The organism is Pseudomonas mosselii, from assembly GCF_003205295.1.
GTDB lineage: Bacteria > Pseudomonadota > Gammaproteobacteria > Pseudomonadales > Pseudomonadaceae > Aquipseudomonas > Aquipseudomonas mosselii_B.
The window spans coordinates 96609-112625 of the sequence record NZ_QJRP01000016.1 but is presented as its reverse complement, the minus strand read 5'-3'; the positions used below and the strand labels follow the sequence as shown (position 1 = coordinate 112625).

The window sequence follows — 16017 nt, the reverse complement described above, 5'->3', positions numbered from 1 at the left end:
GCCCAAGGGGCTAATACTGCAAGACCTGGTCGGTGCAATTCAACTCAGTCGGCCTTGTCGCCGCCTGCCAGATTCTTTTTTGCCCCGGTCTTGAAGTCGGTCTCGTACCAGCCGTTGCCGCTCAGGCGGAAACCGGGGACCGACAGCAGCTTCTTCAATGCCGGCGCCTGGCACGCCGGGCAATCGGTCAGCGGCGCGGCACTGATCTTCTGCAACACCTCCATTTGGTGTTCGCAGGATGCACATTGATAGTCGTACAGGGGCATGGGTGTCTCTCGTCAACCACATCGCACGCTGCCCAGGGCAGCAAAGAGCGGGATTATATATGGTAAAGGAGAGCAGCGCAGCCCGGCGATCAGTGCGCGTCCCGCGCATCCTGCAGCCAGGCGACGCAGATAACCCGGACCAGGCCGCTGAAATTCCTCACCCCGCCATGGCGCAGGTGCACCTCGCGATCCACATAGGACAACACGGCGCTCACCGAGCAGCGGTTGGCCTGGGCGATGCGTTCCAGGATTCGCCAGTACACCACTTCCAGGCGCAGGCAGGTGGCAAAGCCGTTGAGCCGCACAGAGCGCGACACGGGACCGGCCTGGGCCATGTCGAAATCCCGCCTGAACGGGTCGAGCCGTGGGCTGGCGCCCCCCTGCCTTGCATTACCATCGATACCACGAATCGGATCGCCCATCGCACCGCTCCATCGTCACGAAACCATACCCCGCTCGTCAGCCGAACGGGTCCATGACCGTCATGAAGCGCCACCGACCAGGCCGATAGCAGCGGCAAAGCCTTCCCCGCAAACGCGCGGGCCCGATACCGCCAGCGGTATCGGGCCCGGGTTCACGAGATCCGACGACAGGCAACCGGCAATCATTTCCCGTCGAGCAGGACCCGCAGCATCCACGCCGTCTTCTCGTGGACCTGCATGCGCTGGGTCAGCAGGTCGGCGGTTGGCTCGTCACTGACCTTGTCCACCAACGGGAGGATGCTGCGAGCGGTGCGCACCACCGCTTCCTGCCCCTGCACCAGCTGGTGGATCATTTCCTCGGCGGGCGGCACGCCCTCCTCTTCCTTGATGGAGGAGTGGCGGGTATAGAAGGCATAGGAACCTGGCGCCGGAAAGTCCAGGGCGCGAATGCGCTCGGCGATCGAATCGACCGCCAGGGCCAGTTCGTTGTATTGCTCCTCGAACATCAGGTGCAGGGTGCGGAACGATGGACCGGTGACGTTCCAATGGAAGTTATGGGTTTTCAGATACAGTACATAGGTATCCGACAACAGGCGGGACAACCCATCGACGATGGACTTGCGATCTTCTTCACTGATACCGATATCGATTGCCATGAAGCTCCCCTTTCCATAAGGCTTGATCATCAAGCGGGCAGCAAACACTCTAACAAGAGTTGCCGGCTGGCGCATGCGGCACAAGGCCGCCCGCGCCAGCCGGTTTGAGAAGCCTGCGCCTTTGCTGTTAAATAGGCAGTGTGCCACCCGTGCGGATTGTCAGTGCCGGGTGCATAGGCTGGCCCGCCACGTTTTCGCGCCTACCGTTCACGCGCACCGTGCGACCAGCTCATCCTGTGATCGGCCTTATCAATGTGAGCCAAACCAATGTTCAAGATCGTCCATCTGGTGACGGGCCTGGCAGCGTTGCTGCTATCGCTCATGCCCAGCCTGAAAGCTGACGCAACACCCTTCGTGCAACAACCCGAGGCCGTCTACCTGGCGCTGCTCGGGCTGCTCAACCTGGTCATCGCCCCGGTACTGCCGCAGTACTACAAAGGCCTGCGCCAGCAACTGCAACACGCTGCCAGCCTGCTGCTGGTGTTGGCCGTGGTGCTGCAGACCCTCACCCTGCTGGCCCGCCCGGAGCTGGGCAACCTGCCAGCCTTGGCCAGCGCCCTCCTGGCCAGCGCCCTGCATCTGCTAGCCGGCTTCTCTCGCGGCACGCGAAAGGCCCGCTCCGGCCAAGGCACGCCGCAGGGCGCCGGCAATCGCGACACGGGCACCGTGAAGTGGTTCAACACTTCCAAGGGCTTTGGCTTCATCTCCCGCGATTCCGGTGACGATATCTTCGTGCACTTTCGCGCCATCCGCGGCGAGGGCCACCGGGTGCTGGTCGAAGGCCAGCGCGTGGAGTTCTCGGTGATGCACCGCGACAAGGGCCTGCAGGCCGAAGACGTGGTCGCCGTCGCGCGCCGCTGACCCCTTGCCGCCACCGTGCTCAATAGTGCGGCGGCGGCGCTTCCTCTCCCCCGCCGCCCTGCTGGCCGGCCATCTCCTCGTAGCGCTTGATCAGCTCCGCCATCTGCAATTGCAAGCGTTCAATCACTCGACTCTGCTCGACAATCACATCATTGAGCGCCTGCAAGCTGTCATCCTGAAACGCCTGGCGGGTCTCCAGCTCGACCATGCGCATTTCCAGCTCCTGCGACATCCTCAAGCCTCCTTGAAGCTTTCGCCCAGCAGCGCACGCACTTGCTGGCGAATGCCGTCGATCTGTTCCTGGGTGTAGCCGATGGCCGGCACCTTGCCCCAGACCGGGGCAGGCCAGGCAGCATCGCCCTGGCGACGCACGATCACGTGCATGTGCAACTGGCTGACCACGTTGCCCAGGGCCGCGACATTCATCTTGTCGGCGGCGAAGGCATCCTTCAGCGCTTCAGCCAGGGCTGTGGTCTCCACCCACAGTTGCTGCTGGTCCGCCTCCTCGAGTTCGAACGCTTCGGTAATATCGGCGCGACGCGGCACCAGGATGAACCAGGGGTAGTTGGCATCCTTGCTCAGCAGCAGGCGGCACAGCGGCAGGTCGCCCAGCACCAGGGAATCCTCCTGCAGACGCGAATCGAGGGTAAACACGGCAAACCTCCTTACAAGCGATACAGCCCTCCCGAGCGGTCGGGCACAAGCGCGCAAGGATACCCCGCTTCGACCGCCGCCACACCCGCCGACGTCGATCCGAGACATTTGTGGCACGCGAATGACAACATCAACGCCCCGCTTCGGTAACACTGCGCTACTTTTCGCACCAAAATGATGCCGCTCGTCAGAACTCCACCACACATCCGTCACATAAAACAGCCAGGATAAACAATCGTCGGTAACACCTTGACTTGGAAGGCAGCTTCAAGCGCAAACGCAAGGGATGATCGCAACCCGCCGACACACCGGTCACAGCCCGTGTTTTCGGAGCTTTCCCGGGACCTGTCGGGGAAAATGTGAAAATTTCATCAACCGTTCGCAATTTTGAGCACGCTTGTTGCATTCGTTCCACGCCAAGTCGGCACGACCCCTGCATCACAGGGTGAACGCGACAAATAACAACAGCGGCATCGGATAAACCACGGAGTTTCACAAGCCGCACTTTGTATTTATACAAATATGACGGTTTCGAGACAGCGCTGGGGTTGTACGCCCTTATATAACAGGCGTGATTTGCGACATGGAGACAACCGACAGCGACATGGCCATAAAGTTACCGAAAGGTTGTTTCTGCCCATATCGCCAATAATAGTCCGCGTGATATACATTTTCGCCGACATAACAAGAAAGAGCCGGCCCCATAACTAAAATACCCGGGTGCGGCGGTACTCTTCCTAAAAACCAAAGGAGCAAATCACGATGCGCGTGATGAAGTGGAGCATGATCGCCCTGGCCGTAGCGGCAGGGACCTCGCAACTGGCTATCGCCTCTTCGCAGGATGAGTCCAAGGGCTTCGTCGAAGACAGCAAGCTGAATGTCAAGATGCGCAACCTGTACTTCAGCCGGGACTATCGCAATACCGAGTCGAACGCCAACAGGCTGGCCAACGTGCGGCACGACCAGCGCGAATGGGGCCAGGGCTTCATCGGCACCTTCGAGTCGGGCTTCACCCAAGGCACCGTCGGCGTCGGCGTCGACGCCATCGGCCTGCTGGGCCTCAAGCTTGACAGCGGTCGCGGTTACTCGGGCACCGGCCTGTTCCCTACCGGCGAAGACCGTCGCTCCCAGGACGACTACTCCAAGGGCGGCGCCGCCATCAAGTTCCGCATCTCCGATACCGTGCTGAAAGTCGGCGACCAGTTCACCGCGCTGCCAGTCTTCGCCACCGACGACAGCCGCCTGCTGCCTGAAACCGCAGAAGGCGCGTTGCTGACCAGCAACGAGATCAAGGGCCTGACCCTGCACGCCGGCCGATTCACCAGCATGACCGCCCAGTCCGAGACTGACCGCGACAGTATCAGTGACGGCCTCAGCCGCCGCGGCCTGAAGGAAGCTGACGTATTCGGTGGTTCCTACGCCTTCACCGACAGCCTGTCGACCAGCCTCTACTACTCCAAGGTCGAGGACTACTGGCGCAAATACTACGCCAACGTCAACTGGGCGCTGCCGATCTCGGACAAGCAAGGCCTGGTCTTTGACTTCAACATCTATGACACCAAGGGTGAAGGCGACAACTTCTACCGCGCCTCCGCCGATGGCGACAAGCTCGATAACCGCGCCTACAGCTTCTCCGGCGCCTACAACATCGGCGCCCACACCTTCACCCTGGCCTACCAGAAAGTCACCGGTGACGGCGAATATGCATACGGCATCGATGGTGGCGGCAGTATCTTCCTGGCCAACTCGGTGGCCCGCTCGGACTTCAACGCCGAGGGTGAAAAATCCTGGCAGGTCCGCTACGACCTGAACTTCGCCGAGTTCGGCGTGCCAGGCCTGACCTTCATGACCCGCTATGTCCGCGGCACCGGCGCCCACACCGCCGACACCAACGACGGCAAGGAATGGGAACGCGACGTAGACATCAAGTACGTCCTGCAGGAAGGCCCGGCCAAGGACCTGAGCTTCCGTGTCCGCCAGGCCACCTACCGCTCCTCCGACGCGGTCTACTCCAACTCGCTGGACGAACTGCGCCTGATCGTCGAGTACCCGCTGAGCATCCTGTAAGCCTGTGCTTGCATCGCTGCGCAAATGAAGAAGCCCGGCAATCGCCGGGCTTTTTCCTGGCTGACAGAAACGCCTGACTGCTGCATTCTGTACGCTTTCGTTTCGCCCCCGTACAATGCGGGGTCATTTCACATTCAGGCAATCGACACGGCCCACCATGCGCACCAGTCAATATTTGCTCGCCACCCAGAAAGAAACCCCGGCCGATGCAGTGGTCATCAGCCACCAGCTCATGCTGCGTGCCGGCATGATCCGCAAACTGGCCTCCGGCCTGTACACCTGGCTGCCGATGGGCCTGCGGGTGATGCGCAAGGTCGAAGCCGTGGTCCGCGAGGAAATGAACGCCGCCGGTGCCCTCGAAGTGCTGATGCCGAGCATCCAGCCGGCTGAACTGTGGCAGGAATCCGGCCGCTGGGAGCAGTACGGCCCCGAGCTGCTGCGCCTGAAGGACCGTCACCAGCGCGACTTCTGCGTCGGCCCGACCCATGAAGAGGTCATTACCGACCTGGCGCGCAACGAGCTGTCCAGCTACAAGCAGCTGCCGCTGAACATGTACCAGATCCAGACCAAGTTCCGTGACGAGATCCGTCCGCGCTTCGGCCTGATGCGCGGTCGCGAGTTCATCATGAAGGACGCCTACTCCTTCCATGCCGACCAGGCTTCCCTGCAGGAAACCTACGACCGCATGCACCTGGCGTACTCCAACATCTTCACCCGCCTGGGCCTGGACTTCCGTCCGGTGCAGGCCGACACCGGCTCCATCGGTGGCAGCTACTCCCATGAATTCCACGTGCTCGCCTCCTCCGGCGAGGACGACGTGATTTTCAGCGACAGTTCCGACTACGCCGCCAACATCGAGAAGGCCGAGGCCATCCCGCGTGAAACCGTGCGCCCGGCCCCGACCGAAGAGCTGCGACTGGTCGACACCCCGAACGCCAAGACCATCGCCGAACTGGTGGAAAACTTCGGCCTGGCGATCGAGAAGACCGTCAAGACCCTGATCGTGCATGGCGCCGAGGAAGGCAAGCTGGTCGCCCTGATCGTTCGTGGCGACCACGAGCTGAACGAGATCAAGGCCGCCAAGCTGGAACAGGTCGCCGACCCGCTGGTGATGGCTTCCGACGCCGAGCTGCGCGCCGCCATCGGTGCCGGCGCAGGCTCCCTCGGCCCGCTGAACCTGCCACTGGAGTGCATCATCGACCGCTCGGTCGCCCTGATGAGCGACTTCGGCATCGGCGCCAACATCGACGACAAGCACTACTTCGGCGTGAACTGGGAGCGCGACCTGCCGGTTCCACAGGTCGCCGACCTGCGCAACGTGGTCGAGGGCGACCCGAGCCCGGACGGCCAGGGTACCCTGGTAATCAAGCGCGGCATCGAAGTCGGCCATATCTTCCAGCTCGGCACCAAGTACAGCGAGGCGCTCAAGTGCCAGGTGCTGGGTGAGAACGGCAAGCCTGTCGTGCTGTCCATGGGCTGCTACGGCATCGGCGTGTCCCGTGTGGTCGCTGCCGCCATCGAGCAGAGCTATGACGAAAAAGGCATCATCTGGAACGACGCCCTGGCACCGTTCCAGATCGCCCTGGTACCGCTGCGCTACGAAACCGATGTGGTCCGCGAAGCCACCGACAAGCTGTATGCCGAACTGACCGCTGCCGGCTTCGAAGTGCTGCTGGACGACCGCGACAAGAAGACCAGCCCCGGCATCAAGTTCGCCGACATGGAGCTGATCGGTATTCCGCACCGCATCGTCGTCAGCGACCGCGGCCTTGCCGAAGGCAACCTGGAATACAAGCACCGCACCGAATCGGAGGCCCAGGCACTGCCACTCGAGGACGTGCTGACCTTCCTGCAGGCCCGCATCCGCCGCTGATAACCCGTTACGCGAGTGATCATGTCCAAGCGAAGTACCTACACCCTGGGGGGCGCCGCACTGTGCGGCGCCCTGCTCCTCGGCGGCTGCGCCAACCAGATGTCCCAGCGCAGCGACCACGAGGAGCGCGTCGAGCGCAAGCTGCTCGAGCACAGTCTGCAGATCGATGTCGGCGAGCCGAAGGTGATGGAGCTTCCGCAACGACGTGTGCGCGTCCATGAGCTCAAGCGCTTCGAGGTCACCGAGTTCGAGGTGACCCGCCGCTACGACCGCTACACCCCCTATCAACCCTGGCGGGAGATCTACGAGATCCCGCTGGGTGCGGTAGCGGTGGTGGCCGGTATCGGTGCCAACGTGGTCAACGTGTTCGCCCTGGGCAACCTGCCGGACAGCGTCACCCACGACTGGCTCAGCTATGGCGTGGCGGGGGTCAACCCGTTCATGAACGTACCGTCCAATGGTCGCGCCCAGCAGAACCTGGCCGGTATCGACGAGGTCGAGAAGGGCAAGCGCGAGGAGTCCATCAGCCTGCCGTGGAACGAGCGTCTGGTCGAGGTCAAAGCCGGCAAGATGACCCACGAGCTGACCACCGACAAGAACGGCGTACTGCGCCTGAACCTGCTCGACAGCCCGTTCTCCGAGCAGAACCTCAACCACATCGGCACCCTGCACCTGCAGGTGGTCGACGAGGACAACCAGGTGCGCGGCGATGCCAGCCTGCTGGTCAGCGGCAACCTGCGTGGCAAGCTGCTCGAGGCTCATGAGCTGATCTTCGACGATCTCGAGGACGATGATGTCGGCCAGTGGGTCCACCGGGTCAAGCGCCTGTCGGAACTTGGCCTGGAAGAAGAAGCCAGCGAACTGGAGCAGAGCCTGATCGAACTGACCCGCAACGATCCGGAACTGCAACAGGAGTTCCTGCAGACGCTGACCAAGGCCACCGGGCGCCTGGTAGCCGATCCAGGCGTGCAGTAAACAGAAAAGGGGCTGCTTTGCAGCCCATCGCGGGGCGAGCCCGCTCCTACAGGTCCTGTGTTGGCTTTGTAGGAGCGGGCTTGCCCCGCGATGGGCCGCAAAGCGGCCCCTCTTCTATTTATCGTCGAACAACTCCAACTGCTCATGCGCCCCGCGCAAATCACGCAGCCTCACCCCCACACCCAGCAACCGCACCGGCTTGCCACCCCGGGCAAACGCCTGGCTGAGCAACTGACGATAACTCTCCAGATCCCTTCCCGCCCCCGCCTGCTCCATCGTGGTCTGGCTGAAGTCATGGAACTTGACCTTGACGAAGGGCTTGTCGGGCCGATAACTGCTGTCCATCCGCGCTATCCGCTCGTTCAGACTGACCAGTAGCTCGGGCAGTTTTTCCAGACAGCTGTTCAGATCAGGCAAGTCCTGGTCGTAAGTGTTCTCGACACTGACCGACTGCCGCCGGCTATCGTTCTGCACTGCCCGCTCGTCGATCCCCCGCGCCAGCCCCCACAGCCGCTCGCCGAAACTGCCGAACTCGCGAACCAGCGCCAGCCTCGACCAGTCGCGCAGCGACAGACAAGTGTCGATACCCAGACGCGACAGCTTGTCCGCCGTCACCTTGCCGACCCCGTGCAAACGCGCAACCGGCAGGTGGGCCACGAATTCTTCCACCTGATCCGGGGTAATGACGAACAGACCGTTGGGTTTGCGCCAGTCACTGGCGATCTTGGCCAGGAACTTGTTCGGCGCCACCCCGGCGGACACCGTGATGTGCAGTTGCTGGGCCACCCGCCGGCGAATGTCCTCGGCAATGCGCGTGGCGCTGCCGGCAAACCACTGGCTGTCACTGACATCCAGATACGCCTCGTCCAGGGACAACGGCTCGATCAGCTCGGTGTAGTCGCGAAAGATCGCGTGGATCTCCCGCGATGCCTCGCGATAGGCCTCGAAGCGCGGTTTGACGATTTCAAGGTCCGGGCACAGTTTCATGGCATGCCCGGACGCCATCGCCGAACGAACCCCATAGGCACGCGCTTCATAGTTGCAGGTGGCGATGACCCCACGCTGGCCAGGCTGCCCGCCCACTGCCATGGGGCGGCCGACCAGGCGCGGGTCGTCACGCATCTCGATGGCGGCGTAAAAACAGTCACAATCAATGTGGATGATCTTGCGCAGGGACATGGACGACAGCCACTACTGTAAATTCATACAGATAGTATCCCATGCCCCCGCCACGAAACAGCCTGCGCGCAAGGATCGCCCTGCAAGCCCCGTCACGACTGAGCCGCGTGCCGATCTGCCACGCTAAGGGTTTGAACAAAAAAGGATTTTTTGAGTTAATGCTTGACACTGCCACGGAAATCCGTAGAATTCGATCTCACAGGCGCGGGATGGAGCAGCCTGGTAGCTCGTCGGGCTCATAACCCGAAGGTCGTCGGTTCAAATCCGGCTCCCGCAACCAGATTCAAGAAAAGGCCACTGTTTCGACAGTGGCCTTTTTTTTGCCTTTCGATTCTCGATCAGTAAAAACTTTCGAAAAATCAAATAGTAACGCTTGACACTCAGTACGAAATCCGTAGAATTCGATCCCACAGGCGCGGGATGGAGCAGCCTGGTAGCTCGTCGGGCTCATAACCCGAAGGTCGTCGGTTCAAATCCGGCTCCCGCAACCAGATTCAGAAAAAGGCCACTGTTTACGCAGTGGCCTTTTTTATTGCCTGCTGTTCAGTAAAATGACTATGGGCTCATCATAAGCACTTGACAACGCACGGCGAATCCGTAGAATGCGCCCCTCTGACGCGGGATGGAGCAGCCTGGTAGCTCGTCGGGCTCATAACCCGAAGGTCGTCGGTTCAAATCCGGCTCCCGCAACCATATTCGTCAGAACAAACCCCGCCTGTCGCAAGACAGTGCGGGGTTTGTTGCATTCAGGTTCAGTTAAAGCCAAGCGCCCTTCCCCCCATCGCTACGTGCCCCCTCGCCGCCCTTCCCTTGCGGCTGAATGAACTATCTTTAACTATCCTGAAACAGATTAAGCCGTCGGCCCGGAGTAATATTCGGATACGTTTTTCCAAAGGGACTTTCACTTGGCCGTACCTTGCCTCCACCTCGCGCTGACCGCACGAGGCACCCCATGACCGCCCCCACTCCCGAGACCCAGGCACCGCTGACAGCGGCCTTGCCCGCGGCAGCCCACCGCCTGCCCTGGCTCGAACGCCTGAGCAAGTACCGCCAGCCGCTGGGGTTGGCAGTGACCCTGGTGCTGTTTGCCATGGGCCTGATCGCCTGTCGTCACCTGCTGAGCGAGCTGGACATCTATGCCCTGCACGATGCCATGCTCAGCGTGCCGGCCCATTCGCTGCTCGGCGCGGTCCTGGCCACCGTGGTCGGCTTCGTGATCCTGCTGGGCTATGAATGGTCCGCCAGTCGGTACGCGGCCGTGCAACTGCCGCCCCGCACCCTGGTGCTCGGCGGCTTCAGTGCCTTCGCCATCGGCAATGCCATAGGCCTGTCGATGCTGTCCGGCGGTTCGGTACGATATCGCCTCTACGCTCGCCAAGGCCTGGGCGCCGCGGAAGTCGCCCGCATGACGGTATTTGCCAGCCTCTCGCTGGGCTGCGCACTCCCGCCCCTGGCGGCACTGGCCACCCTGAGCGACCTGCCGGCGGCGGCAACCGCGCTGCGCCTGCCCGCGCCGCTGCTGGGCGGTATCGCAATCGCCGTACTGGTAGCGGCCGCAGCCCTGGTGATGGGCCTGTATCGCCGTCGTCTGCCTGAACAACCGTTGGCGGACAACCTGTTGGTGCAGTTCGGCCGCCGCACCCTGCGCCTGCCGGGCAAACGCCTGACCGCGCTGCAACTGCTGATCACTGCCCTGGATGTCGCCGCCGCCGCCACCGTGCTCTACCTGCTGCTGCCAGAGGCACCGCCGTTCGGCGCCTTCGTTCTGGTGTACCTGCTCGCTCTTGCCGCAGGGGTGCTCAGCCATGTGCCGGGCGGTGTCGGGGTGTTCGAGGCGATCCTGCTGGCGGCCTTCGCCAACCAGCTGGGCGCCGCGCCACTGGCCGCCGCACTGCTGCTGTACCGGCTGATCTATGTGGTCCTGCCGTTGCTGGTTGCCTGCGTGCTGCTGCTGGCCAACGAGGCCCGCCGCCTGATGGTCGCCCAGCAGGCGATCCGCGCAGCCTCCGGCTTGGCCGCGCCGGTACTGGCGATCCTGGTGTTTCTCTCCGGCGTAGTGCTGCTGTTCTCCGGCGCCACCCCGGAAATCGACAGCCGCCTGGAACACATGGGCTTCCTCATCCCGCACCGCCTGATCGATGCCTCGCACTTCGGCGCCAGCCTGATCGGCGTGCTCTGCCTGCTGCTCGCCCAGGGCCTGCGTCGGCGCCTGTCGGCCGCCTGGCTGCTGACCACGGTGCTGCTGCTAGTGGGCGCGGTACTGTCGCTGCTCAAGGGCTTCGACTGGGAAGAAGCTAGCCTGATGTGCTTCACCGCCGCCCTGCTCGCCCTGTTCCGCCGCTCGTTCTATCGCCCCAGCCGCCTGCTGGAACTGCCCTTCTCGCCGGTATACCTGGTGGCCAGCGCCTGCGTGGTCGGGGCCTCGGTGTGGTTGCTGCTATTCGCCTACCAGGACGTACCCTACACCCACAAGCTGTGGTGGCAGTTCACCCTCGACGCCGACGCTCCGCGCGGCCTGCGCGCCGCCCTCGGCAGCGCCGTGCTGTTGGTGATCGTTGCCCTGACCTGGCTGCTGCGCACCGCCCGCCCGGTCATCCACCTGCCATCCGAGGACGAGTTGCAACGCGCCAATCGTATCCTGCTGGCCTCCGACCAGCCCGATGGCGGCCTGGCCCTGACCGGCGACAAGGCGCTGCTGTTCCACCCCAACGACAACGCCTTCCTCATGTACGCCCGCCGCGGTCGCAGCCTGGTGGCCCTGTACGATCCGATCGGTCCGGCCCAGGAACGCGCCGAGATGATCTGGCAGTTCCGCGACCTGTGCGACCTGCACCACGCCCGCCCGGTCTTCTACCAGGTGCGTGCGGAGAACCTGCCGTTCTACATGGACATCGGCCTGACCGCGATCAAGCTCGGCGAAGAGGCCCGGGTCGACCTGCGGCGCTTCGACATCGAGGCCAAGGGTAAGGAGATGAAGGACCTGCGCTACACCTGGAACCGGGGCGGGCGCGACGGCCTGAGCCTGGAGATCCACGAGCCTGGCCAGGCGCCGCTGGCCGAGCTCAAGGAAATCTCCGATGCCTGGCTCGGCGGCAAGAACGTACGCGAGAAAGGCTTCTCGCTCGGCCGCTTCAGCCCCGAGTACTTGCAGCATTTCCGCATCGCGCTGATCCGCTTCCAGGGCCGCCCGGTGGCCTTCGCCAACCTGCTGGAAACCCACAGCAACGAGCTGGCCAGCCTCGACCTGATGCGCGCGCACCCGGAGGCGCCGAAACTGACCATGGAGTTCATGATGGTCGGCCTGATCCTGCACTACAAAAGCCATGACTATGGCCGCTTCAGCCTGGGGATGGTCCCCCTCTCCGGCTTGCAGCCGCGCCGTGGCGCCCCCTTGACCCAGCGCCTGGGCTCGATGGTGTTCCAGCGCGGCGAGCAGCTCTACAACTTCCAGGGCCTGCGGCGCTTCAAGGACAAGTTCCAGCCGGACTGGGAACCCCGCTACATGGCCGTGCCGGCCGGGCTCGACCCGCTGGTGGCACTGGCTGACACCGCCGCCCTGATCGCTGGCGGCCTGACTGGATTGGTGAAACGTTGATGATCCGACGCTATTGGCTGTACGTACTGATTCCCCTGTTGCTGGCCGTGCTGGCCGGCGGCGCGGCCTTCTGGCTGTGGACCCGGCCGGCGCCCGAGGCGCGCCTGGAACACCTCACCCTCGACGACGGCAGCGCCCTGACCCGCGCCACCCCCGGCGTGCATGCCAAGGCCCGGGTGGCCATCGGCGTGCCCCAGGACCAGGCCCTGACCGACAAGCAACTGCTCGACCTGAGCCAGGCCGGCGAGGCCCAACTGGTGCAGGTGATCCTGCCACCCGCCGACTGCGCCAAGCAGCAGGCGGCGATGGACCAGGCCCTCACCCGCCTGGCCGACAAGCCGACCCTGGTCGCCGGCATCGGCCCGGGCGCAGCCCAGGCCTGGCGCTGGCTGGCCGCGCAAGGTGACGACAAGGCCCGGGCGATCTCGGTGGACTTCACCCTGGAACAACCCGGCTGCCAGGCCGCCCTGCCCAAGTCCGCCGCCCACGGCCACTGGAACGTGGCCTGGAACGACAACCCGGATGACGCCAGCGCCGCCTTCGTGCGCGACCAGGCCAACGCCGAGACCAGCATTGCCGACTACGACATTCACTTGCCCCAGGTACTCAAGGCCCAGCTGACCCAGGCCCTGGTCGGCCACGACGGCAACGCCCTGGCGATTCCTGTAGTGGAAGTCCCTGCCGGGCAGACCACCGACACCGTGACCCTGTTCCTTTCCGGCGACGGTGGCTGGCGCGACCTGGACCGCGATGTGGCCGGCGAGATGGCCAAGCTCGGCTACCCGGTGGTGGGTATCGACACCCTGCGCTACTACTGGCAGCACAAGACCCCGGAACAGAGCGCCGCCGACCTGTCCGAACTGATGCAGCACTACCGCCAGAAATGGGGCACCAAGCGCTTCGTGCTGACCGGTTACTCGTTCGGCGCCGACGTGCTGCCGGCCATCTACAACCGCCTGTCCGCGGAAGACCAGAAACGCATCGACGCGGTCATCCTGCTGGCCTTCGCCCGCAGCGGCAGCTTCGAGATCGAGGTCGAGGGTTGGCTGGGCAAGGAAGGTCAGGAGGCCCCGACCGGGCCTGAGATGGCCAGGTTGCCGGCAGCGAAGGTGGTATGCATCTATGGCGTCGAAGAGACCGACGAAAGCGGCTGCACCGACAAGACTGCCGTGGGCGAGCGGATGAAGCTGCCGGGCGGCCATCACTTCGACGAGAACTATCCGGCACTGGCCAAGCGCCTGATCGGCGAGATCGAGACCCGCCAGGGAAAGGCCAACGTCGCTGAGAAATGATAGGGAAAGGGGCCACATTGCGGCCCATCGCGGGGCAAGCCCGCTCCCACGAGGATTACATAGGCCTTGTGGGAGCGGGCTTGCCCCGCGATGTTTGCACCATCAGATCTCGACCTGCGTGCCCAGCTCGATCACCCGATTGAGCGGCAGGTTGAAGAACCGCAGATTGCCGTTGGCGTTCTTCAGCAGGAACGCGAACAGGTTCCCGCGCCAGCGCGACATGCCTTCAAGGCGCGAGGCAATCACCGTTTCCCGGCTGAGGAAGTAGGTGGTGCGCATCGGGCTGAAGTCCAGCTCGTCCAAGTGGCACAGCTTCAGCGCCGCCGGCACGTCCGGCTCATCCATGAAACCGAAGTGCAGCAGCACCCGGAAGAACCCGTCACCATAGGCTTCCACCTCGAACCGCTCATGCTCCGGCACCCGTGGCCGGTCTTCGCTGACCACCGTCAGCAGCACCACCTGGCTGTGCAGCACCTGGTTGTGCAGCATGTTGTGCAACAGCGCATGGGGCACGGCATCGGGCCGGGCGGTGAGGAACACCGCGGTACCCTCGACCCGGTGCGGCGGCTGCACGCGGATACTGCCGATGAACACCGGCAACGGCAGCGCGCCTTCATCGATACGGTCGACCAGGATCTGCTTGCCACGCTTCCAGGTGCTCATCAGCACGAACAGCACGATCCCCGCCAGCACCGGGAAAGCGCCGCCCTGAACGATCTTCGGCACGTTGGCGGCGAAGAACAATCCGTCGACGAACAGGAAGCCCACCAGCAGCGGTACCGCCAGCACCGGTGGCCACTTCCACAGCAGCAGCATGACCGCCGAGACCAGGATGGTGGTCATCAGCATGGTGCCGGTCACCGCCACGCCGTAGGCCGCCGCCAGGGCGCCGGACGACTCGAAGCCGATCACCAGCAGCACCACGCCGACCATCAGCGTCCAGTTCACCGCGCCGATGTAGATCTGCCCCTGCTCGTCGCTGGAGGTGTGCTGGATCTGCATGCGCGGTACGTAGCCCAGCTGGATGGCCTGGCGGGTCAGGGAGAAGGCCCCCGAGATCACCGCCTGGGAGGCGATGACCGTGGCCATGGTGGCCAGCCCGACCAGCGGCAACAGCGCCCAGCTCGGCGCCAGCAGGTAGAACGGATTGCGCGCCGCCTCGGGGTTCTGCAGCAACATCGCACCCTGGCCGAAATAGTTGAGTACCAGCGCCGGCAGCACCAGGGCAAACCAGGCGCGGGCGATCGGCTTGCGACCGAAGTGGCCCATGTCGGCGTACAGCGCCTCGGCGCCGGTCAGCGCCAGCACCACGGCGCCGAGAATGGCCACACCCATGCCTGGGTGAACGATAAAGAAGTTCAGCGCCCAGCCCGGATTGAACGCCTTGAGCACTTCCGGACTCTGCGAGATGCCATGCACCCCGAGCGCCGCTAGGGCCAGGAACCAGGCGACCATGATCGGGCCGAATGCCTTGCCGATCTTCTCCGTGCCGTGCTTCTGCACCAGGAACAGCGCCACCAGCACCACCAGCGAAATCGGCACCACCCAATGGTCGATGCCCTCGAACGCCAGGCCCATGCCCTCCACCGCCGACAGCACCGACACCGCCGGGGTGATCATGCTGTCGCCGTAGAACAGCGAAGCGCCGATCAGGCCACAGCCGACCATCAGCATGCGCAACCGCGGGTACTGCGCCGTAGCCCGCCGCGCCAGCGCGGTCAGGGCCATGGTTCCGCCCTCGCCCTGGTTGTCGGCGCGCAGGATGAACATCACGTATTTGAACGACACCACCCACAGCAGCGACCAGAGGATCAACGACAGGATGCCCAGTACCCCGTCATGGTTGACCTGTACGCCATAGCCGCCGGTAAAGACCTCTTTGAGGGTGTAAAGCGGACTGGTGCCGATATCGCCATAGACCACCCCAACAGCGGCCACCAGCAGGCCCAGCGGCCGTGCCGCGCCCTGCCCGCCTTCGGCGTGACTGCTTGCCTGAACCATCGACCACTCCCGCAGACGGCCATCTAGACCGGTTGAATTCCTACCCGCGCCGGGCCATCCCGGATGCCCCGGCGCAACGGCGCGAAGCATAGCGCAGCGTTCGTCGTATTTCTGCTGGTAAAGCGACCTTGCGCTCGCTAGAATTGCGCACTTTTTGATCAGAGGCGCCAAAAGCG

General features: G+C 63.6%; 13 protein-coding genes and 3 tRNA genes. 9 read left to right on the top strand and 7 right to left on the bottom strand.

The features are described from left to right. Nucleotides 1-44: 44 nt before the first annotated feature. The 3 genes from DMX06_RS16570 to DMX06_RS16560 form a co-directional block, all read right to left on the bottom strand. Nucleotides 45-266 (bottom strand): FmdB family zinc ribbon protein, encoded by a 222-nt coding sequence (locus tag DMX06_RS16570; protein WP_050704473.1) that lies wholly within the window; start codon nt 264-266, stop codon nt 45-47. Between the two features lie 89 nt (nt 267-355). After that, a complete protein-coding gene (locus DMX06_RS16565) occupies nt 356-688 on the bottom strand; it encodes a ribbon-helix-helix domain-containing protein (protein WP_110738462.1) in 333 nt (110 codons plus the stop codon). A gap of 182 nt (nt 689-870) precedes the next feature. Beyond that, nucleotides 871-1344 carry a Dps family protein gene (locus DMX06_RS16560; protein ID WP_110738461.1) on the bottom strand — a complete coding sequence of 158 codons (474 nt, stop codon included), beginning with the start codon at nt 1342-1344 and terminating at the stop codon, nt 871-873. A gap of 267 nt (nt 1345-1611) precedes the next feature. Between DMX06_RS16560 and DMX06_RS26675 the strand changes: the two genes are divergently transcribed. Continuing rightward, complete coding sequence (locus DMX06_RS26675) at nt 1612-2205, top strand: cold-shock protein (protein WP_110738460.1); 594 nt, start codon at nt 1612-1614, stop codon at nt 2203-2205. Nucleotides 2206-2224: 19 nt separating this feature from the next. Here the strand turns inward: DMX06_RS26675 and DMX06_RS16550 are convergent, their stop codons facing one another. Both DMX06_RS16550 and DMX06_RS16545 read right to left on the bottom strand, forming a co-directional pair. Beyond that, the gene (locus DMX06_RS16550) at nt 2225-2437 is read right to left on the bottom strand and encodes a SlyX family protein (protein ID WP_050704471.1); all 213 of its coding nucleotides are present in this window, start codon (nt 2435-2437) and stop codon (nt 2225-2227) included. 2 nt (nt 2438-2439) lie between these two features. After that, on the bottom strand, nt 2440-2859 hold the full coding sequence (locus DMX06_RS16545; RefSeq protein ID WP_110738459.1) for an HIT family protein: 420 nt from the start codon (nt 2857-2859) through the stop codon (nt 2440-2442). Between the two features lie 762 nt (nt 2860-3621). Between DMX06_RS16545 and DMX06_RS16540 the strand changes: the two genes are divergently transcribed. From DMX06_RS16540 to DMX06_RS16530, 3 genes are all read left to right on the top strand, one after another. Next, nucleotides 3622-4926: an OprD family porin gene (locus DMX06_RS16540; protein WP_110738458.1), complete on the top strand. Its 1305-nt coding sequence runs from the start codon at nt 3622-3624 to the stop codon at nt 4924-4926. A 157-nt stretch (nt 4927-5083) separates the two neighbouring features. Further along, nucleotides 5084-6799 carry a proline--tRNA ligase gene (locus DMX06_RS16535; RefSeq protein ID WP_110738457.1) on the top strand — a complete coding sequence of 572 codons (1716 nt, stop codon included), beginning with the start codon at nt 5084-5086 and terminating at the stop codon, nt 6797-6799. A gap of 21 nt (nt 6800-6820) precedes the next feature. Further along, nucleotides 6821-7774, top strand: a complete 954-nt coding sequence (locus DMX06_RS16530; RefSeq protein WP_110738456.1) for a hypothetical protein — start codon at nt 6821-6823, stop codon at nt 7772-7774. Nucleotides 7775-7888: 114 nt separating this feature from the next. Here DMX06_RS16530 and dinB read toward each other — a convergent pair whose 3' ends face one another. Beyond that, a complete protein-coding gene (gene dinB / locus DMX06_RS16525) occupies nt 7889-8947 on the bottom strand; it encodes a DNA polymerase IV (protein ID WP_181427845.1) in 1059 nt (352 codons plus the stop codon). A 209-nt stretch (nt 8948-9156) separates the two neighbouring features. On the opposite strand from dinB, the gene DMX06_RS16520 reads away from it, so the two are divergent. The 5 genes from DMX06_RS16520 to DMX06_RS16500 all read left to right on the top strand — a co-directional run bounded on the left by DMX06_RS16520 (nt 9157) and on the right by DMX06_RS16500 (nt 13840). After that, nucleotides 9157-9233, top strand: a tRNA-Met gene (locus DMX06_RS16520). Between the two features lie 134 nt (nt 9234-9367). Continuing rightward, nucleotides 9368-9444, top strand: a tRNA-Met gene (locus DMX06_RS16515). Between the two features lie 125 nt (nt 9445-9569). Further along, nucleotides 9570-9646, top strand: a tRNA-Met gene (locus DMX06_RS16510). 259 nt (nt 9647-9905) lie between these two features. Then, on the top strand, nt 9906-12548 hold the full coding sequence (gene mprF / locus DMX06_RS16505; protein WP_110738454.1) for a bifunctional lysylphosphatidylglycerol flippase/synthetase MprF: 2643 nt from the start codon (nt 9906-9908) through the stop codon (nt 12546-12548). Continuing rightward, nucleotides 12548-13840: a virulence factor family protein gene (locus DMX06_RS16500; RefSeq protein ID WP_110738453.1), complete on the top strand. Its 1293-nt coding sequence runs from the start codon at nt 12548-12550 to the stop codon at nt 13838-13840. The genes mprF and DMX06_RS16500 overlap by 1 nt, the downstream gene beginning before the upstream one ends. Before the next feature lie 102 nt (nt 13841-13942). Here DMX06_RS16500 and DMX06_RS16495 read toward each other — a convergent pair whose 3' ends face one another. Beyond that, on the bottom strand, nt 13943-15841 hold the full coding sequence (locus DMX06_RS16495) for a potassium transporter Kup (protein WP_110738452.1): 1899 nt from the start codon (nt 15839-15841) through the stop codon (nt 13943-13945). Nucleotides 15842-16017 lie beyond the last annotated feature (176 nt).